Origin of the sequence: Deinococcus cellulosilyticus NBRC 106333 = KACC 11606, assembly GCF_007990775.1 — a bacterium.
Lineage (GTDB): Bacteria > Deinococcota > Deinococci > Deinococcales > Deinococcaceae > Deinococcus_C > Deinococcus_C cellulosilyticus.
In genome coordinates, this window is the sequence record NZ_BJXB01000005.1 from 186,748 (window position 1) to 206,133 (window position 19,386).

Below are 19,386 nucleotides of genomic sequence, written 5' to 3' on the forward strand. Positions count from 1 at the left end.
TCTTTCACAAATTGAGAATCACCATTTTTGCATCACCGGGAGGATCACATGACCGTTACAACTCCATCCGAGAAAACCCAAAAGGCTATGGCCCTCACGTTTGAAGTCCCTGTGGTTACAGGGGGAAACGTCACGATCAGGCGCATGGGCCTGGGCGAAATGAACCATCTGGCGGCAGAGTGGTTCGAGTTCATTCAGGCGTTTGCTGAGCGTTTCCTTGACCCCGCTGCACCTCCCGGTACTGGAGGTCTGGAGATCGGGGAGAGAATCATCGAACTGTCCCTCGTGCGCCCAGAGGATGCCAACCGCATCACCGCTGCTGACCTTGAACCCCTGCTGGCGAAAATCTGGGAGGTCAACAACATGGCCAGCCTCGTAAATTTTATGCTGGGTCGGTACAAAGAACTCCTGAAAGCCTGGGAGAAGGCCATTCAGGCCCAGACCGTGCCGACCCAGACCCAGAAGCAACCCTGAGAATCAGGGCCCTCAGGGCAGGAATCAGATGGGAGGAGATTCCCAGGATTCCAGCAGATGAACTGCAGAGGCTTCTGGCCGCAGACCACCGTCTGCGCATGCGTGAGCGGCACGAGCAACTTGAGGACCTGGCGCGGGTGCAGGGCATCGAGTGGGGCAAGACCCTCAAAGGGCAAACCCCGAAGGACAAGCCGAAATGGTGGCTTGCAGATGACCCCTTTCGGGCCTACCTCGACTGGCTGCACGATCAGTATGAGCCACCCACTGAGGCGTACAGGCAACGGCAACAGAAAGCGAAAGAGGATGCTTTCGTGGCTGCCCTGATTGGCAGGAGGATGCAGGCGTGAGACCGAAAATCAAATGGCTGAACCTCGATGAGACCCTCAGGAAACTCGACCAGCTGGTAGACATCGAAAGCCAGATCCCTATTGAACCCATCAGAACCCAGGTCGAGCAGCACGCCCTGCTGGGCGTGGACGCCAACGTGTACAGCACAGAACCCGGAGCCTATGAGCGCACAGAGGAGCTGAAACGCTCCATCTATGCGAAGGTGATGTCCGGCACCCTGGGGGTCGAGGTGGGGGCCACAGCCGATTACGCCAGTCATGTGGAGTACGGGTCCAGTGTGAACGCCCTGAACCAGAGCCAGTTGGAAGGTGCAGTGACTGGTAGGGGAAAACCCGAGTCCCCTCTGACTCTGGGCAGGTCTGGGGTGCGTTGGACACTGCCTGGGCCGTTTGTTTTGCCTGCTGCGGTGTATGGGAGGTTGCTTCTCGAAAAGGCTTTTGTCAGTGCGGTGAAAAAGGTGTGGGGTTAGCGTTTAAGGGTGGTGGCGTACAGGTACACCTTATAGCCGTACATGATTCCTGTGCACCCAAAATCCCCTCTGATCAGCGCACCGTACACATTCTGAGAATCGACTTTTCCGAACATGGTCATAACTCCATCAGAGCTCATGGAAGGGGTGTACAGAACAGGATATGAAGCTGAAACAGGAGACAGGAGTTTGGGTGTTAAATCCCTCGTGCATGCCTGCGTGAACGCATCGGCTCTGATGTCTGCAACATCCAGAATGGTTGTGGCGTTGGTGTAAACGCTGGCAACGCTCACAGAGGACTTCCGGGGAAGGAAAATATAACCTCGGGATTCGGCACCTGCCTGACTGAACACCTCATTTTTGATGATGATGTCAGTGGGTTTGGGTGAAGTGGGTGTTTTTGGATTTGGAGTCACCGTCTGGGTTTCCCCGAAGAAGCCTCCTGATTGTGGTTTGGGTGGATTGATGACAACGCCCGTTTTGTAATCAAGGAGCTGGAACTTCACTTCTGTGACTGGCTTGAAGACAGTCATGACATCCTGTTCATTCATCAGCAGGCGACCAAAGTAAAGGTAGGGTTTTAATGTGAGTGGAACTTTCTCGTTGTTTACCAGGGCAAAATCTTTCTGGAAAACCTTGATGGTTTGCTGGCCTAATTTTGCTTGCCATCCTTCTCCATGAACAGGGTCGGTGATGACTTGGACTTGCCAGCCCAGCTCACCCCAGAATGAGGGCATCACAACATACTGCTTTTCTCCATCAACATACTTCTGGACATCAGCAAGAGCGCATGAGGAGAGCAGGGCAAAGGTGAGCAGCAGTTTCTTCATACCCTCAATTTAGCAATAGACAGAATCAAATGTTGTGTTCCCCCTGTGAACCTTAAGGTTCTAGGGGTTTTCTCTTACCCCTGAGGAGGTGACCCATGACTGAGTTAAAATCCGCTGCACTGCTTGACCTGCAGGACTGGCGCAAAGGCATCGCTGAAATCAAATCTGACATTCAGGGCCTCGCTCAGGGCAAAGGCTCCAACGTCAAAATCGTGGTGTCGGACGGAGGCACCACCACCCGTGCCAAGAAACAGCTTGACGAGCTCACCCTCGCAACTCGTGCCCTGGCCAACGAAGCTGCAACCATCCGTAACAGGTTTCAGGCCAACTTCGGACAGGCCACCCAGGAAGAAATTGCGCAGTTCCGAGAGCAGATGGAGTCCGTTAGAGAGCGTGCTCTCGCCATGGGCGAGGGTCTGGAAGTGGGCGATACCCGTCTGCGCAAACTCACCCAGACTGCCCGACTGGCCACAGCCAGCATTGAGGCCGCAGAGGGAAACATCTCAAGGCTCGGGCTTGCCAGCCAGACCGCTGCAGGTTTGATGTCCACTGGGATCATTGATGCCCTGCAGCAATTCGGCCCAGTCGGCCAGATCATCGGGAATTTCATTGAGATCTTTTTTTCCAATGCCGAGAAATCTGTGCAGAGCGAAGCCAAAAAAACAGAGCAGGCCGCCAAAAAGGCTGGGCAGCAAACCGGAGAGGGTTTTGCTGATGGGCTCGAAAACACCACAGCTGTACGCCGTGCTGCAAACGACATGGGCATCACAGCCACTGAAAGCCTGAAGGCCTCGCTGGACATCCACAGCCCCAGCCGTGTCACCTACCGTGTGGGCGAGGAGGCCGCCGCTGGATTCGAGCAGGGCATCCGCTCTGGTCGCCAGCGTGTGGCCCAGGCCGCCAAGGAACTGGCCAACCAGGTGCCCCAGAACCTGAGCAGCAGTGTCAGTTTTGGGGCTGTGGACCTCGGGATGAAAGGCGCACTACCCACCGTGCAGGCACTCGGCAATGAACTCGTTGACCTGAAACGTCAGGCCCTGGATGCCAGTGCCGCTTTCAACAACATTCCCAAAGGACTCACGGGCATCAACGAGCAACTGACCGACTTTTTTGGTGGTGGCGCTGCAGGAGCCCAGTCCCTGGAAGTGGCTGTACATGGGGCCAGTCAGAGCGTGGAAACCACCGCTGAAGTTGTGGGGGCAGGGGCAGAGGTTATCGATGTGGCCACCGAATCTTACGAGCGGGTCACCACAGCAACAAACGTCTGGATGGCCAGCCTGACTGCCCTCGGCATCATCATCACAGGCCTGACCGCAAACGGCGTTCGGCAAATTGGGGCATTTGAGAAAAGCATCAACACCTTCACGGCGTCCGGTGAAAAAGACCTTGCAGGTCTGAATGACCAGATCGTGCACTTGCAGCAGAACACCACCCGTGCCGCAAGGTCCTTCAGCCGTTCAGAGTTGGGTGCTGCCCTGGCCGAGACCATCAAGGCCGGCACGGACAGCGCTGAGGCCATCACCATCCTGGAGACCAGCACCCAGTTGGCAGCTGCAGAAACCGATAACCTCACGGAGTCCTCCGGTCGTCTGTTGAAAAACCTCAGGCAATTCGGGGCTGGGGTCGATCAGGCCCAGCGTTTCGGGAATGCCCTGGCTGCAGCAGGTGGGGAGGCCGCAGGGGACGTGAAAGGCCTCTCAGAGGGTCTCGCTGAGGTCGGTACCACTGCCAAGGCTGCTGGATTTGACATCGAGGACACCCTGGGTGTCCTTGTTGAACTGGACACCAAAGGCCTTGATGCGGCCTCGGAGGGCGCGACGGGTTTCCGCAGCGTGCTGTCCAGTCTGGCCGACCCATCAGACAAAGCAAAAACCATCATGGAAGATCTCGGCATTGCCCTGTTCGACATCAATGGCAACGCTCGAAAAACCAAAGATGTGCTTTACGACCTGGTGGATGCCCTGCAGGGCAATGCCGAGGCTGGGAACATTGTGGCCGGGATTTTCGACACGGATGCTGCGAATGCGTTCCTGAACATCACCCGCAAGTCCCAGACCCTGGGTGAGCAGTTCCGCAACAGCGAAGGGAAACTGGAGAAATTTGCGGAAACCATGACCGAAGGGTCCGTGGCTGCAGCCCGACGTTTCAAGGTTGCGCTGGATGATGTTTCCCTGGCTTTCGTGAAGACTTTCGCCCCTGCAGCCACAGCGGTGCTGGAAGGCCTGCTGGACCTCGGGAAGGGCATGGAGCAGGCTGCCAATGACGGTACCCTGCTGATTGCCGCCATCACTGCCATCGGGTTTGCCAGCACGAAACTGAATCCCACCTTGCTGTACATGCCCTGGACTGTGGCCCTCAAGACCATGTTCCAGAGTGCAACTGCTGCCGCTGGTCCCCTGCTGGCCAGCATGCGGACGTTTGCCATCATGAACCCCGCAGGTCTGGCCATTGCTGGTTTCGGGGCTCTGGCCCTCGTGCTGAACAAGGTCAATGGCCTCTTCCACGAGATTGCAGAAATCCAGGATCAAGTCGATCAATCCAGCACCCAGAGCGACAAGGCGTTGATGGACAAGGTGCGGCAACTCGAAAAGGAAAACACTGCCCTGTCCAGGCTGCAGGCCAAACGTCTCCTGCTGATGTCCCAACTGAACTCTGAAACGGCTGTGGGTGCAGACATCTGGGGGGTCATGCAGTACAAACCCAGCATTGATGGTGAGGCCCGGGTCAAACTGATGAAAGACATCAAAGACCTCAACAAAGCCATCGAACTGGAACAAAAGAAAACCCAGGCTGTGGTGAAGCAAACAGTGGACAACACAGTCAAGTTCACATCCGAGCAGCTTGACGCCCTGGGCAAAATTGATGACCTGAAACTGGATCTGCTGTCCCCTCTGGATCGTGAAATTGCAACCATCAAGAATCGTGTCAATGATGTGATTGCAGAACTGAAAGACACCATCAAAAACAAAGGTGTTCTGGAGATAAAAATCAAGGAAGTTCGGGAAATCGAGAGTGACCTGATTGCTCGTGCCCGTGCTGATGCAGCAAAAGATGCTGCGGATAAAGCAAAGCAGGAAGCCGAACGTCTCAAACGTGAACGTGAATCGGAGTTGCGCGACCTGGAAGCAGCAAACCGTCAGGCTGCTGAAATCAATCGGGCTGCACGAGATGCAGAGATTGCTGCCATCTCTGATGATGGACGCCGCAAGCAGGCAGAGCGGCAGGCTGAACTTGATGACCTGAAACGCTCACTGGCTGAGGCCTTGGAAGCTGTGACAGGCTATCCGGCCCAGCGTCGCCAGATCGAACAGGATGGACAGCGCCAGATTGCTGCCCTCAGACAGCAGTGGGCTGATGAGGACGCCAAAGCAGAAGAGGAAGCTGTACAGAAACGCCTTGAGGCCCGACGCCGCGAACAGGAGCAATTGCGCCTCCTGCAAGACGCTCAGAGTGCTGGATTCATCCAGGGTCTTGAGGCTAGACTGACCGCCCTGTCTCAGGCGCAGGACCGTGAGCGTCAGGCTGCAGGAGAAAACAGTGATGTCCTGCTCGACATCGAGAAGCGGTTCTCCAGAGAGCGCACCCGCATCCAGCTGGAACTGCTGAAACAGCAGGAGGCTGACAGGCTGCGTGAACTGAAGAGACAGCAGAACGATGCCCTCTCAGTTGAGGGTCTGACCGCCACTGAACGGGTGGCCATCGTGCGCCGCTTCCTGCAGGAAACCCTGAACGTCGAGCAGGGCTTCGCGGCCCAGCGGCAGAAGATCGTAAGCGATGGGGTGCTGGCCATCCTCAAGGCTGAAAGTGACGCAGAGGCAGCCAGAACCAGAAAGGCAGACGAGGAGAAAAAAGAACGGGAACGCCTGGCCGAGGAGGAAGCCAGAAACCGCCGTGAGACAGCGAAAAGCATTGCCGATGCAGAGAAAGAGGCCCGAGACTCTGAAGTCGCCGCCATTGCCGACCCTGCCCTGCAACGCCAGAAGAAACGGGACGCTGAACTCGCAGACCTGCAGGCCAGCATCCAGGAACAGATCGATGCTGTCGCAGAATACCCCGATGCCGTCATCCGCATTCAGGCCGCTGGGCAACGCCAGATCACTGCCCTCAAAAAACAGTGGGCAAATGAGGACCTGAAACTTCAGCAAGAGCAGAACGAGAAAAAGGCAGACGAGGAAAAACGTGCTGCTGATGAACGCGCCCAGACTGAGAAACAGGTGCAAGATGCCCTGGAATCTCAGCGCAAGGCCACTGTGGATGCCCAGATTGCGGCCATCGTCGATGAGAAGAAACGCCTTGCAGCCCAGCGTCAAAAAGAGCTCGATGAACTGAAGGCCGACATTGCTGCAAAGATCGCCCTGGCAAAAGGGTTCCCGGAACAGCAACAGGAAATTGAAACCCTCGGGCAGCAGCAGATTGCGGCCCTCAGAGCCAAATGGGCCAGTGATGACCTTGAGGCTCTGCGTCTGGCCAACAAGGAAAAAGAAGATGAGCTGAAACGCAGCCAAGAGGAGCAGGCTCGTGCCCTCGAACAGGCCAATGATGTGGTCGATCAGGCCCAGAAATCTGCCCGTGATGCTGAGATTGCCAGCATCGCTGATGAGGCAGCCCGAAAAGCTGCAGAACGGCAGGCCGACCTCGCAGACCTGCAAGAGTCCATCCGTGAGCGGGTCGCCGCTGTTACGGCCTACCCTGAACTGGTCAAACAGGTTGAGGCTGCTGGACGCCGGGAGATCGCAGCCCTTTATCAATCCTGGGTGAATGAGGATTTGAAACTCCAGAAGGATGCAAATGAGAAAAAACTAGAGGAGGATGAACGCCGTCTCAAAGAGGAAAAAGAACTCAATGACAAACGCATCGAAGAGGAGAAGAAAACCCGTGAAGAGCTGCAGCGTCTGGCCCGAGAGGTCGAATCTGGCAACACCGACCGCCTGAGGGACGTGCAATCCAACCTGCTGGACCAGCGCCTCACTGCCCTGCAGGACTATTACGAGTTTGCGCAGGACCAGGCCCAGGACAACTGGCGTCTCCAGATGGGCATTGAGGAGCGGGGCATCAAGGCCATCAGCTCTGTGCGCCTCGACAACCTGCGTCAGGCACGAGAGATTGAACTGGCAGGCCTCAGGCAATCCCTGGCTGAACAACTTGAAGACACGCGGCTCACAGAGGCCCAGCGTGCCAGCATCAGGGCATCGTTTGCCGCTGTGATCCAGCAGACCGATGAACGTTACGCACAGGAGCGCCTGTCCATCGAGCGGGGTCTGATCACCAGCCTGAATGCCCTGGATCGCAGGCGTGCAGATGCCCAGAAGGAAAGTATTCAAACCCAGATCGACCGGCTGCAATCCCTCAAGGATGCTGCCCGAGAACTCGACCAGACGTTGCGTGGTGATCGGATTGACCCTGTGTCCCTGAGCGACATCAACGAACTGGTGGCCGCTCGTGCCCGGGCCATTGCAGCGGCACAAGAGGCCGTCAAATCTGGTGATCCTGTGAAGCAGGCAAAGGCCTTCGCGCAACTGAATGCAGTGCTGCAACGCACCGCTGAACTTCAAGAACGGGTTTCCGGGCCGCAGGATGAACTCAAGAAACTGCTGGACCAGAAAGCCCAGATTCAGAAAGACCTCCAGTCTGCTGTTGCAGATGGAGACAAGGAGGCAGAGAAAAAAGCCCGAGCGGAATACCGGGAAATCCAGACCAACATCGAAACCACCACCCGTCTGCTGAACGAACAGCTCGGAGCCCAGAGGGCCCTTGAGGGCCTGGGCACCCAGGGCCGGGACCTGAGACTCCAGAACATCGAACTGGAGAAACTGCAAGCCAACCTGAAAGGGATTGGCGACCAGGCCGAAACCACGGCTCTCTCACTGGCTGACCAGTTGGAACAGGAGGCAGGACGGCAGCTGCCCGAGCAGTTCGCCAACCTCGGGATGAGTGCAGGGGAACAGTTCGTGAGCCGGTTCCTGGAGTACCTGAATGGAAACCTGATCGTGCCCGGACTGAACATCCCCCTGGCCACAGGTCCGGCTGTCCCTGGGTTTGCGCCCGATGGACGGGTGGCCCAGGTGTCCACCATCAACAACTGGAACTTCGGGGATCTGGTGTTCCCGAATGCCAGCCCAGACCCGAAAACGTTCGCCCGTCAGCTCCTGCCGGAAATCAAAGCGCTGGTCGAGCAGGACCGCTTGCTGCAGCAGGGACCAAGGAGGCCATAATAATGCACTTGAAGATCGGGGGCACTTTACTGAGTGCCCCTCCTGATTTTGATGGGGTGCAGGTTGAGGAAATGACCGACACCCAGGTGGAGACCAGCCTGGAAGGCATGCCCTTCCAGCGGGTGGCGAGTCAGCGGTACTGGAAGCTCACCCTGTCCAACACCCAGAACAACGGCATCAACCTCAATGAGCGGTATGCCCTCAGCACCTACAAGGTGGGGGACACCATCACCATCGAGGAGAACTACTCAGACCGGGAAATCACGGTCTGGACGGGATGCACGATCACCAGCAAGCAACGCATGCCCCGCATCATCAAGGACGCCAGCGATTCTTCTGAAGCTGGCGACTGGTTCGCATGGGGCTTCGAACTCATTTTCGTGGAGGCATGACATGGCAGCAATTTTGACCCCGTACCTCGCAGACGGCACCACTGAAATCACCGATGGTCAAATCCCAGGTTTTGGGGTGGTCGTGGTGGGCACCACCACCCCTGTGACCACCATCGTGATCCGCAACACCGGGGACACCACCGCTTACAACCTTGAAATGCGAATCGTACAGGACAGCACGAGTGATGGGGCACTGATTGGCAGTGTGAACGGTACGCCCATCACAGGCAGTTATGTCGAGTTGGTGGCTGGGCTTCTCGCTGGGGATTCCATTGAGGTGGAGTTCCAGTGGACAGTCCCGGCCCTGGCGACTCCACCAGCAACAGACAGTGCAACGTTCGAACTGGCTTACCGTTAAGGAGGTGTGAATGCCGTTCTTTGTCGTCCAGACCCGCAAAATATTGACACTGACGGCAACCGCAAGGCCCAGAACTGCGGTCCTGACCCTGGAGGCGGAAGCCAACCCGCGGCATGTGCTGTCCCTGGAGGCCTCACCAAGGGCAAGGTTCATCCTGACCCTTTCGGGCACAGCGAAACCAAGGTACCTGCTGGATTTGGGGGCAGAAGCAGAACCCAGGCATGTGGTGAGCCTTACCGCAACTGCAGAGAAGCAACGCAAAACCCTGCGCTTGGTGGGGACTGCCCGTGCTCCTGAGAGGCGGTACCTGACACTCACTGCAACTGCTGTGGGGATTCCCACGCGCAGGGTTCTGCGGCTCGTGGGCAAGGCTCAGGGCAGCGGGAAAACCGTGGTGCGTTCCGGGGTGGGTGAAAGCTGGAAGATCACTGTGAGTGCCCTGCTCGGGGAACAGTACATCAAATCATGGTCTTACAACCGCCCGGATGGCCTGAACCCGAGTCTGCAGGTGGTGTTCCGTGGGGACATGCGCAGCAGTGCCAGCAGCAAACAGCGAATCACCATCAAAGCGGAGAATGCAGCCACAGGGCAGGTTCTGGCCTTCAGTACGGAAAGCCTGACTGGCAATGGCGTTTACGACTACCGGAGCGGCAAATTCTCGGAAACCACCCTGAACTTTGCCTCGCAGGTGCCCATCAAACTCGGGCAGGTTCTTCCTGCACTCGTGCCGTGGGAGCTTGATCCACCGGAGGAACTGGACATCAACTTGTCGTGTGAGCAGCAACGTGCAATTGCGCAACGCATGACCGTGCGGTCCCTGATTCGTGCGGTGCTGAACACCACTGGGCTGAAAGCGAAATTCCTACCAGGGGGGTATCAGGACCTCTTTGATGGGGACATTGTGCAGGACACCGCAGCGGATTACAGCACGAAGGGCAAGACCGCTCTGCAGGTCTTACAGGACTTTTACGGGCGAGCTGGTGCGGTGATCGCATCGGAGAATGATGACACAGTGCTCATCATGCACCCGGAGTTCTCGCAGGCGTCCCTTGCTGACCTTGCCGATGTCATGCGGTACCGGACGGGCAGCAGTGAAACCAGCCCTGCAGGGCAACCCCTCGGGTACCTGCACCTCACGGGTTTGCCTGAGGAAATGTCGTTTCTGGAGGCATTTGGGAACCTCCCGGACGCTCCCGATCAGGCAGCAGTGCAGTTTGAACTCGGGCAGAACGTGATTGACACCCACGTGCAGACCACAGTGGATGGTCGGGTGTACCAGGGCACCCAGAAGGTTGGGGGATTTGTAACCCGGGAAGGTTCAATCACTCTTGGGGATGTGACGGTAAAGGCCCCTGAGGGCATCACGCCTGCAGAGAAAACCTTCTACCGGGTTCCTAAGTCGGTGAGCAACACCTACCACTTTTACAGCGACACCTGTGCAGGGCAGCTTCTGATGTCCTACACGGAGAACAAATCGTGGGGTTACTCCTACAACACCTCTCTGTCTTCTGTGACCCTCAGCATTCCCGGGTACACCTTCGGGATTTCGGGTGGTGATCCCCTGGGGACCGAAACCACGCAGGTGAACAGCGAGTGGAGTGAGCAGGGATGGTTGAAGCGCAGGTTCACTGTCACCCGCAAAACCGGGAGCATGGCAATAGAGAATGCCGGGGAGGAAAACGAGCAGCTTCTGGAAGGCCTCACCATCAGGCAGACCACGGAAGAAAGGTGGCTTCCCATCGGAGGTGGAAGATGGCGGTACACCCGGATCGCCAGCGGGGACCAGCTGACCCCTGTCACCGATGATGCAGGGGCATGGGTGGACATCCAGAAAAAGTCGGGCGTGATTGAGAGCATCACCGAAGAAACGGACAATGCGCCAGACACCGCCTCCTGCAGGTGCGATGACGTTTTGGTGCCCCACGAGTACGAGTGGAACGACCCGGATGGAACTGAAAGCGTGGAAGAGTCTTTCCCCACAGAAACCGACCTGGAACCTCTGGCTGAAAGCATCATCGCCAGCAGGAAAATCAGGAAGATCAGACAGACCAGTGTGGGGTTGCCCCTGCCTGTCCGGTACCGGGATTTGCTGAATGGTGGGATCGTGACCGGCATCAGCGCCAGTGGGAATGGTGGAGCAGGGTTCAGCCTGACCATCACCACGGAGGAGGTGCCCCTGTGACCACCGAAGACACTGTGGAAGTCTATGTGTTGTGGCCCGAGGGGGGAACCGTAATTTGTGGGAGAAAACGCATCCTAAACGGGAACGAGGATGTGAGGTTGTATCGCGCTCAGGTGCTTGGGTACTCCTTCCCTGCCATTGGCTCAAGGGTAAGGCTGTTGCGCGATCAACTCTCAGGGGGGTGGGTGGTTTCATGACAATGGATTGGATGGAATTCTGGGAGTGGTTGACTGGCTTTATCCCTGACGCCCCCTCCTCAACTCAGGAGGTTGTTGATGTGCTGGCCACCGTGATTCAGCCTGAGGGAGGTGCAACCCTTGTGCAGGTACATCCTGTTAAAGTCGGCAACCAATGGCTGCCAGCCAAGCAGGTGCGTGTGCCCAGGGAAGTCCTTCAAAACGTCAGACCTGGCCAGCGCATCCGGCTCCAAAAAAACGGTGGGGAGTACGTGCAGAAAACCCGCGTGCAGCCCCACAAGCGTCACCCTGTGGCGGTCTCCAACCCTGTGGGGGTGGTCAGTTCTGAAACCCACTGGAGTGCGGACGTGTGGCCTGTCAGTCAGGATGGCGTGGACCTCACTGCAGGGGTACTCTGCTGGGATGGCAGGTATTACACCAACCTCAAATTTCTGGACCATGAAACCCTGACTGCAGGAACAGCCGTCACTGTGGATCGGGAGGTGCTGAAACTGGAAACCCCCTGGGAGTTCACGGACCCCCCACTGGATTACAACCGGGCGGAACTCTTCAAACCTGCATGGCCGAACAGTGTCGGGAGTGGACCCCCACCTGAAAGTTTTTTTCTGGACCCTGAGGAGTTTCCCATTGTGGGGGGGCTGTCGGACCCGCGTTTCGTACGGATGTTCGTTTCACCAGGGGGGGAAGGAGAAGGAGGCCCTGCACAAAAAATTGTGGACACCGTGCACGGCACCAACCTGATCGACATTCAAACCGGGAACATCATTCTGGAGGGGGACACCACCACCACGGAAACCACCCTGGAAGTGTACGTCCCGGCCACATACTACCTGTGGTTCGAGCAGGACCTCGGGACCAACCCTCCGGGAGTGCAGAAAGTCGAGTATTTTTTCTCGCGGGTGGAGTGGAGTCCTTTCAGCAGACCCCCAAACTGGGAGGAGTTGCCGTTTGACCCCTGGAACCAGAACTGGCTGCGCGATGCCACATACCTCGATGACATCCCAGAAGGGCATGTGGTGGAAGCCAGGGCAACCATGGTGATCGTGATGGCCCACCTGGAAAATGGTGAGGACCGTTGGATGTATTTCTTCCGGTTCAACTCTGGGCAGTACGAGGAGATTTATTCTCCTTTCGCTGATCCATTCCGCGATGATTGGGGGGATTCACTGGGTCGTGCTTTCTTTGCGAGACTCGTGGAGAAACCCAGTAGTTTTCCGGTGGAAACCGAGTCCTCTGAGCCCCACAGGCAGTACCACCCGGCAGTCATTGCGGACAGCCCTCCATTCCATGTTCCATACATCCAGCATGTGCAGGACCCTCCGACCTACAGTTCAGAAGGAACGTACTACAAAAGTCCGGTTGTCTCCGGCGTGCAGTTTGTGGTGCAGGGCAGACCGCAAGATGACTTTGGACCGGAAATGCAGGGAACCATCCTTCGCAATGGGGAGCCTGTGATTGCTGCCGAAACCTACGGCAGTTGGGCTCTCGTGCGGCACCCCGCAGGACCAGGGAACCTCCCTGAACGCATGATGTTGTATGTCTTACAGGAGAGTGGGTTAACGCTCGTGGAACACCTGAGTAACCCGCTGGAAATCCCGATGGATGCCATACCGTACGGCCCCACGAAGGTGTCCTCTGCGATGGGACACCCACATCACCCGCTCAACCGCCTGATGTTCGGGGTGGAAGGGAGCCCCATCTAATGGTTGTCATTGGCTCTGGAGTAGTAGAGCTCGTGGTGTGGGATGCCTGGAGGGACGCCACACCGTCAGACTGGCAGGCAATAGGACTAAGGAGGCCGAAAACCTATGATGCTTACCTGAGGCTGTTGCAGGCTGGAACGGTACCTGCAGGACCCATGCACAAGCTCATGTCTGGGGCGGAAACCCCACAACCCAGGTTCTTCTTGCCGCTGAGGAAAGAAGTGCAGGAGTGGATGCCTGTCACTCAGGTGCAGGCCCCTGACCTCTCTGAACCGGGACGCAGCCAGTACCAGACGAAAGTGCTGCAGGTGCTGCAAGCCAGCACGCCTGAGGGCTTCTGGAGTGGGGAGTTTCAGATCAACAGGGACAAGCCAAATGTGAAACTCCAGGGAAACCTCGAATTCACTTTCGACTGGCCCGACGATGCCCTGCAGGACTGGACGTGGGTGCAGGCCGCGAAAGCCATGGTGGTGGGCCGCATGCGCAGCACACAGGGCGTGACCCCTCCCATCCCTGATCTGGAGTTCGTGGGTCAGGGTGTTTCAGGGTGGCGCACGTTCGTGGTGCCCCTGGCAGGACTGGTGGATGCCAGTGATCCCGTGGTCTGGTCAGTGAGTATTCCTACGCCGCTCACCGTGAGTGCCCTGCACCTGTTCATTTACCTCCCTGAAGCCACTGACTAGAAAGGATCAACATGGCAAACACAAACATCCCCGCTTCCTTCGTGGTGGCGGGATCAGCCCTTGAGTTTGACTGGCCCGATGAACTCACCCTTCAGGTGGTGTCGGTTACAGGTGGAACCCTCAGCAAAAACGGCTCTGAGGTGACGGTCTTCCCTGAGACTTTTGCGACTGGGGACACCCTGCTTGTGAACCCCACAGCAGGCGGTGCCGCAGTGGTGAAGGGGCAAATGCTTTCCTTCAACCTGGAAACCTCTGCTCTCAGAACCCCTTCCGGGACCCCCATCAATCGGGTGCTCATCAGCAAGAGTGGCAACCTGACAGAGTGGGTGCCTTACGCCCCTGAAGGCCTGTACAGCACCGGGGGTTTTCTGGTCGCCCCGATTGCCCTGAATCAGGACCAACCGGATGTGGACGCCTGGGACCTGCTGAGTGACCAGATCACCACGACAGATACGGTGGTGCCCACCTATGTGGACATTGGTTTCACAGGGGGAACCATCCACTACGACAGCACCCAGACAGCAAACACAGAGTGGTTTGTGCACTTCAACAATGACCGGGAATTCCTGTTTCAGATGGTCCGCATTGGTTTCGATGACGGGGGGTCCGGTGGGAGTGCAAACTACCAGCTGTCCATCATGGATGGGAGCACGGTGGTGGCCTCCACAAGCGCGGTGGTTTCAGGGGCAGCAAGCAACGCGGATTTCACCTTCTCTTCCCCCACAGCCATGCCTGCGGCCGGGAAACTCAGGCTCACCCGCACCGGGGGAACCTCCACCATCCTCCCGGAATTCGTCGGGAACGTGGTGGCCTACGATGAAGGGGGGATCAGCACGGATTTCATCGTGCGAAACAGCAGTGGGACCGTCATCACATCCGCCACGTACGGCACGATGGGTTTGCACATCCCGCTGATCGAGAACATCCGGGATCTGGTGGAAGCGGAAACCGTGTCGGTCACCTCGACGAGCACCACCTACTCGGTTTCTGGCATGCACGTCACCCGTCTGGATGTCCCCATCTCGAACATTGAGCAACCGGGCGTGCAGCACTGGATCATTGAGCTGGAAGCCCTGGCGCACACGCACACCAGCATGGCTGAGGGTGTGGCTTTTGGGGTGCAGCAGGAACGGGGGCAGGACACACCAGCGACCTTCTGGGGACTGGTGCGGATGAATGGCACACTGGCCTTCTACAAGGATGTTGCTGCAAACAACCTTCTTGATGGGACAGACAACCTTGTGACGCTTGACACCGGAGAAACCTACCGTTTCGAGTTCACCCTGAACACCAACACCACGAACAGCACCCTGCACCTGGAGGGCATCTGGAGGTCCAGTGACGGCAACCAGATGCTTGGGAGCCGCACCAGCCCCACATTCGCATCCAGTGAGAACCCGCTGTTCTGCCTGGTGGCAGGGGGGGAAGGGGGTGTTTTCGCGCACCTAGGGGTAAACGTCGTGAGGCCCATGCCTGTCCGGGTTCACCGCTGGGTGGAATGGCGGGAGTAAAAAACAAAACCCCGAGATGAGACCTCGGGGGTCGTGTGCTGCAACCTCATTTTCTCATTTGCGGGGTTGCAGCACGGTTACTTTCAGGTGCTGCAGAAGGAGGAATTCGTGACCCCCACGCAGAGGACCGTGGTGCTGTGGGCACTCGTGCTGGTGACAGCACTGACCGTGAAATTCATCGTGACTGACAAACCCATAGACAGCGGCCTTTTGCTCCTGCTCGGCACCATCCTTGGTGGCGTCTGGGGAGCGGATGCCGCCAGGGTCCTGCAGAACAAGAAAAAAGAATTGGAATCTGCATCCAGAGAAGGAGTTGAGGAAGATGGAAAGTAATTGGGCGGCCTGGTTCGGCTCTCTCGGATTGTTTCTCACGGTGTTCGCGCTGACTGCCTACACCATCAGGGATTTCTTGATGGGCAGTGTCATGCGCTGGTGGCGCATGATTGCCTGCCTGATTTACATCGGCATTGCCCTGGTGGTCGAGCCGCCACCGCCCTTCAAGGCCCTGCTGACCCAGCAGGAGTACGGGTGGTGGCCAGCGGTCAGAACCTGGGCGTTTGGGATCTGGTTCTTCTTGACCCTCAGAGACAGCCAGATTCGTTTGAGTCAGACCCGCAAGACAGACCCCCCTTTAAACCCTGCACAACTGTGGCAAAGGAAGTGAACATGAACGCATTCAATCATGCAGTGAATTTAATCCTGGGGCACGAGGGGGGTTACTCCGATGACCCTCGCGACCCGGGCAACTGGACGGGTGGGCAAGTGGGCAGCGGCGTCCTGCGGGGCACAAAGTGGGGCATTGCCGCTAACACCTACCCGAATCTGGACATCAAGCACCTGACGCGCCAGCAAGCCGTTGAGATCTACCGGAGGGATTACTGGCTGGCCATGGACTGCGACAATCTCTCTGCGCCTCTGGGCCTGTGTGTTTTCGATTGCGCCGTGAACATGGGCAAAGGTCGAGCCCGGGAGTTCCTGCGGGACACGGGTGATTGGGAGGAGTTCATGGCGAAACGCCTGGAGTTCTACACCAACCTGAGCACGTTCAGCACTTTCGGGCGAGGCTGGGCCAGGCGGGTTGCAGGCATTATTCGCGAGGCCGAGAAGCTAGAGCAAATGGAGAGCCTGGAGAAAAAAACGGTGACCGTTTACGACCCGACCAACAACCGGCGCATCGGCGATGGCACCCTGATCGGTTCAAAGGTGTACCTGCGCCGTTGACGTAACAAAAGTGTAGCCACAGGTTTCCCGATAGGCCCCACAATGGGGCCTTTTCTCATGGAGGTTCGTATGAAACGACTGCAGTTCCTCTTCACCTTCATTGCTGCCCTGGCAGGGTTCGCCCTCGCCCAGGATGCCCCTGTCACCGTGGGTGGCTTCACCCCCAGTGCTACTGACTGGGCCCTCATCAGTGCAGGGCTCGGCCTGGTGGTGTCCCCCCTCACAGGACTGATCAAACGCTGGGCCAAAACAGAAGGCATCCAGACCACCTTCGTGAACCTCGCCCTCTCCACCCTCGCGACCACAGCCCTCGGGTACAGTCAGGGGGCATACGGTCCCGGCTGGCCCGGCGCGGGGCAGGCAGCCCTGAATGCAGGCATCGCTTTCCTGATCAGTTGGGGCCAGCACGCCGCCCGGAAGAATGCAGCTGAGTCTGCCCAGAAAGGAGCACTGAAGTAATGCCCACCTACAACAATGACCCCTTGCCACGCGACAAAAACAATGAGGCCATTCAGGTGCTGGCCTACAAGGACAGCAACGGCGACGTGCAACTGATCGACGAAACCAGTCCTCTGCTGACAGGTGTCAGCAATCAAACCCCGATCCCATACACCATCACGTTTGATGCAGGTACCAGCACCAGCAACGCGACCACCTACGCCAACCTCTCCGGCCTGGTGCCTGTGCGTCTGGTGGTACCAAGCGGCTGGACCACCGCTGACATCACAGTGCAGACCTCAGCTGATGGGGCCACCAGCTGGCGTGACCATTACGATGCCACCGGAAACGTAATGGTCATCAAAGCGGGAGCAGGTAGCCGCAGTATTGCGCTCAACCCTGCTGATTTCATGGGCCTGATGCACATCCGTCTCAGGTCGGGTCTGCCATCCAGCACTGTGGCACAGGTGAGCAGTGTTTCACTGACCCTTTACGCTGCACCCATCGGGGGTTGACCTGTGAACCCCGCACTTTTTCGCAGAACAGAACCCACATACACCCTGCCTGCAGGGGCTGTGGGCATCTACGATTTTGTTTACGACCCCGCAAATCCCCAGAGGCTCACAGACCTGTCAGGCAACGGGAACCACGGTCAGCTGGGTTCCACTTCCGGGGCGGACACCGATGATCCTGCATGGGGACCAGATGGTTACGGGCTCATTTTTGATGCCATCGATGATTTTGTCTCACTTCCCCTGGCCCTCGGAAACCTCTCCACCTACACGTACATTTGCGCGGTGGAGCAGTTGTCCTTTCTTTCCCGCCGTCTGATCATCGGGGGCAGCAGGACAGATGGGTCTGTGCGAAATGGCCTGAGTGTCATCACAGGTGGCATGCTCGAACTCGACAATTATTTGCCGTCTGGTGGGGCGCTGGCCACCCCTCGCACCCTGGTGCAAAACGGCAACCAGTGCGTGGTGGCAGTTCGTCAGTCTGCAGGCACCAACAGGGCTATCTTCTGGAACAGGTTGAAGATGGCAGAGGACTCAGCCCCTGAAACCTACGGCGGAGGGGCAATCGATGCCTTCCGTCTGGGCCGCAGATCAGGCAGCACAGCTGACAAGTTCCACGCCCGGTACGATTACTCCGTCATCTACAACCGTGCTCTGATGGATGAGGAGTACCTGCAAGCCTACCTGTACATCAGGCAGGAGATGAAAAAGAGGGGGAGACGTTTACCATGATTGCAGCCTTCAAGGTTGATAAATTCCAACAATTGACTCTGGAGCAGAAAGGGCAGTTCCAGCAGTGCTGCCCGTACGTGGCTTTTGGGGAACCGGTCATCTGGCCCATCCCCGTGAACGGTGCAGTCTGGATGCTGATGTCCGATCCCAGGATCACCACCGAGGCCTGCCAGCAGATGGAACAGGTGGCGTTGGATGTGGGGTGGTTTGTGCCAGACGACGCCTGCTGGTTTGAGCAAATCCCACAGAGCTGGTATCCCCAGGAAGAGGAACCAGAAGAATAAATTGAGCCCCCTGCCCTCATGGGTTAGGGGGGTCTTTTTTTTGGTCTGGGCCTTCTGGCCCATTCCTGTTTTTCAGGACGTAAATGGTGGCTGCAAGGGCTAAAACATGGGGTATGGCGTCAACGATGATGTTTGGCATGGACCACAGCATATGAGGACTGAGGTGACCAGTGGGTTACTCGGAGGTCACCTACCACACAGCCACGTCAGAAGGCGTCGTTTAATCGGTTTTAAGTGAGTGCTTGATACGTATCAAGCAGTTGTCCACAGGGTGTGGATAAAGCTGGGGATAAGTTTTCTGACCCCTTTTTGACCCCTGTTTTACCCCAAGCATTCCCGATCAACCCCATTTGCTTCCCGGATGGTGACGGGTCCAGCACGCAATCCCGAGAATTCCCAAGCACCCCCAATCGTGCCCGAGTGACTTCCCAAGCTGAAAGTCACGAGTTCGAGTCTCGTTACCCGCTCCAGAATGTCCCTCTCTGATTTTCTCGGGAGGGATTTTTGTTTCGGGCCAGATCACCCCATCTCAGACACGGCAAGCGGTTAAACTGAACCATGGCCCAATTTGTTGAAGCACACGACTCCAAAGGCACCATCATCCTGCTCAACCTGGACAATGTGCAGCACATGCAGGTGCAGCAGACCCATGACGATTACTTTTATGTGGAGGCCTGCATGGTGCAGGGAGCAGCCCTGAAACTGGCAAGTTTTGACACCCTGAAAGAAGCCCTGGCATGGGCCAGAAAGCTCACAGGGATTGTCGTCCAGAAAGCTGCTGAAGAATAAGACAAAAGAGTCTTTCCACCCTCCAGGGGGTGGTTTTTCGTTGTTTTGAGC

20 protein-coding genes are annotated in these 19,386 nt (G+C 57.3%); 19 read left to right on the plus strand and 1 reads right to left on the minus strand.

What is annotated here, in order from left to right:
- The first annotated feature begins 48 nt into the window (after positions 1–48).
- The 3 genes from DC3_RS07560 (at position 49) to DC3_RS07570 (ending at position 1,291) form a co-directional block, all read left to right on the plus strand.
- Positions 49–474 (plus strand): hypothetical protein, encoded by a 426-nt coding sequence (locus DC3_RS07560; RefSeq protein WP_146883621.1) that lies wholly within the window; start codon positions 49–51, stop codon positions 472–474.
- 98 nt (positions 475–572) lie between these two features.
- The gene (locus DC3_RS07565; RefSeq protein ID WP_146883623.1) at positions 573–821 is read left to right on the plus strand and encodes a hypothetical protein; all 249 of its coding nucleotides are present in this window, start codon (positions 573–575) and stop codon (positions 819–821) included.
- Positions 818–1,291, plus strand: coding sequence for an HK97 gp10 family phage protein (locus DC3_RS07570; RefSeq protein ID WP_146883625.1), 474 nt, complete (start codon positions 818–820; stop codon positions 1,289–1,291). The genes DC3_RS07565 and DC3_RS07570 overlap by 4 nt, the downstream gene beginning before the upstream one ends.
- Here DC3_RS07570 and DC3_RS07575 read toward each other — a convergent pair.
- A complete protein-coding gene (locus DC3_RS07575) occupies positions 1,288–2,121 on the minus strand; it encodes a hypothetical protein (RefSeq protein ID WP_146883627.1) in 834 nt (277 codons plus the stop codon). The genes DC3_RS07570 and DC3_RS07575 overlap by 4 nt on opposite strands.
- Positions 2,122–2,216: 95 nt before the next feature.
- Between DC3_RS07575 and DC3_RS07580 the strand changes: the two genes are divergently transcribed.
- The 16 genes from DC3_RS07580 (at position 2,217) to DC3_RS07655 (ending at position 19,335) form a co-directional block, all read left to right on the plus strand.
- Positions 2,217–8,333, plus strand: coding sequence for a phage tail tape measure protein (locus DC3_RS07580; RefSeq protein ID WP_146883628.1), 6,117 nt, complete (start codon positions 2,217–2,219; stop codon positions 8,331–8,333).
- Positions 8,334–8,335: 2 nt separating this feature from the next.
- Positions 8,336–8,725 carry a hypothetical protein gene (locus DC3_RS07585; RefSeq protein ID WP_146883630.1) on the plus strand — a complete coding sequence of 130 codons (390 nt, stop codon included), beginning with the start codon at positions 8,336–8,338 and terminating at the stop codon, positions 8,723–8,725.
- A 1-nt stretch (position 8,726) separates the two neighbouring features.
- Positions 8,727–9,083 (plus strand): hypothetical protein, encoded by a 357-nt coding sequence (locus DC3_RS07590; protein WP_146883633.1) that lies wholly within the window; start codon positions 8,727–8,729, stop codon positions 9,081–9,083.
- Between the two features lie 10 nt (positions 9,084–9,093).
- The gene (locus tag DC3_RS07595; protein ID WP_146883635.1) at positions 9,094–11,265 is read left to right on the plus strand and encodes a hypothetical protein; all 2,172 of its coding nucleotides are present in this window, start codon (positions 9,094–9,096) and stop codon (positions 11,263–11,265) included.
- Entirely contained in the window at positions 11,262–11,462 is a 201-nt protein-coding gene (locus DC3_RS07600; RefSeq protein ID WP_146883637.1) for a hypothetical protein, read from the plus strand. The genes DC3_RS07595 and DC3_RS07600 overlap by 4 nt, the downstream gene beginning before the upstream one ends.
- The gene (locus DC3_RS07605) at positions 11,459–13,165 is read left to right on the plus strand and encodes a hypothetical protein (RefSeq protein WP_146883638.1); all 1,707 of its coding nucleotides are present in this window, start codon (positions 11,459–11,461) and stop codon (positions 13,163–13,165) included. Before DC3_RS07600 ends, DC3_RS07605 begins: the two co-directional genes overlap by 4 nt.
- 233 nt (positions 13,166–13,398) lie before the next feature.
- Complete coding sequence (locus DC3_RS07610; RefSeq protein WP_146883640.1) at positions 13,399–13,848, plus strand: hypothetical protein; 450 nt, start codon at positions 13,399–13,401, stop codon at positions 13,846–13,848.
- Between the two features lie 11 nt (positions 13,849–13,859).
- Positions 13,860–15,359, plus strand: coding sequence for a hypothetical protein (locus DC3_RS07615; protein ID WP_146883642.1), 1,500 nt, complete (start codon positions 13,860–13,862; stop codon positions 15,357–15,359).
- A 108-nt stretch (positions 15,360–15,467) separates the two neighbouring features.
- Positions 15,468–15,692 (plus strand): hypothetical protein, encoded by a 225-nt coding sequence (locus DC3_RS07620; protein WP_146883644.1) that lies wholly within the window; start codon positions 15,468–15,470, stop codon positions 15,690–15,692.
- Positions 15,682–16,023 carry a hypothetical protein gene (locus DC3_RS07625; RefSeq protein ID WP_146883646.1) on the plus strand — a complete coding sequence of 114 codons (342 nt, stop codon included), beginning with the start codon at positions 15,682–15,684 and terminating at the stop codon, positions 16,021–16,023. The genes DC3_RS07620 and DC3_RS07625 overlap by 11 nt, the downstream gene beginning before the upstream one ends.
- Positions 16,024–16,025: 2 nt before the next feature.
- Positions 16,026–16,580, plus strand: coding sequence for a glycoside hydrolase family 108 protein (locus tag DC3_RS07630; RefSeq protein ID WP_146883648.1), 555 nt, complete (start codon positions 16,026–16,028; stop codon positions 16,578–16,580).
- 69 nt (positions 16,581–16,649) lie between these two features.
- Positions 16,650–17,039 carry a hypothetical protein gene (locus DC3_RS07635; protein WP_146883650.1) on the plus strand — a complete coding sequence of 130 codons (390 nt, stop codon included), beginning with the start codon at positions 16,650–16,652 and terminating at the stop codon, positions 17,037–17,039.
- Positions 17,039–17,533, plus strand: a complete 495-nt coding sequence (locus DC3_RS07640; RefSeq protein WP_146883652.1) for a hypothetical protein — start codon at positions 17,039–17,041, stop codon at positions 17,531–17,533. The genes DC3_RS07635 and DC3_RS07640 overlap by 1 nt, the downstream gene beginning before the upstream one ends.
- Before the next feature lie 3 nt (positions 17,534–17,536).
- Positions 17,537–18,262 (plus strand): hypothetical protein, encoded by a 726-nt coding sequence (locus DC3_RS07645; protein ID WP_146883654.1) that lies wholly within the window; start codon positions 17,537–17,539, stop codon positions 18,260–18,262.
- Positions 18,259–18,546 carry a hypothetical protein gene (locus tag DC3_RS07650; protein ID WP_146883656.1) on the plus strand — a complete coding sequence of 96 codons (288 nt, stop codon included), beginning with the start codon at positions 18,259–18,261 and terminating at the stop codon, positions 18,544–18,546. The genes DC3_RS07645 and DC3_RS07650 overlap by 4 nt, the downstream gene beginning before the upstream one ends.
- A gap of 558 nt (positions 18,547–19,104) precedes the next feature.
- The gene (locus tag DC3_RS07655; RefSeq protein WP_146883658.1) at positions 19,105–19,335 is read left to right on the plus strand and encodes a hypothetical protein; all 231 of its coding nucleotides are present in this window, start codon (positions 19,105–19,107) and stop codon (positions 19,333–19,335) included.
- The last annotated feature ends 51 nt before the right edge of the window (positions 19,336–19,386 follow it).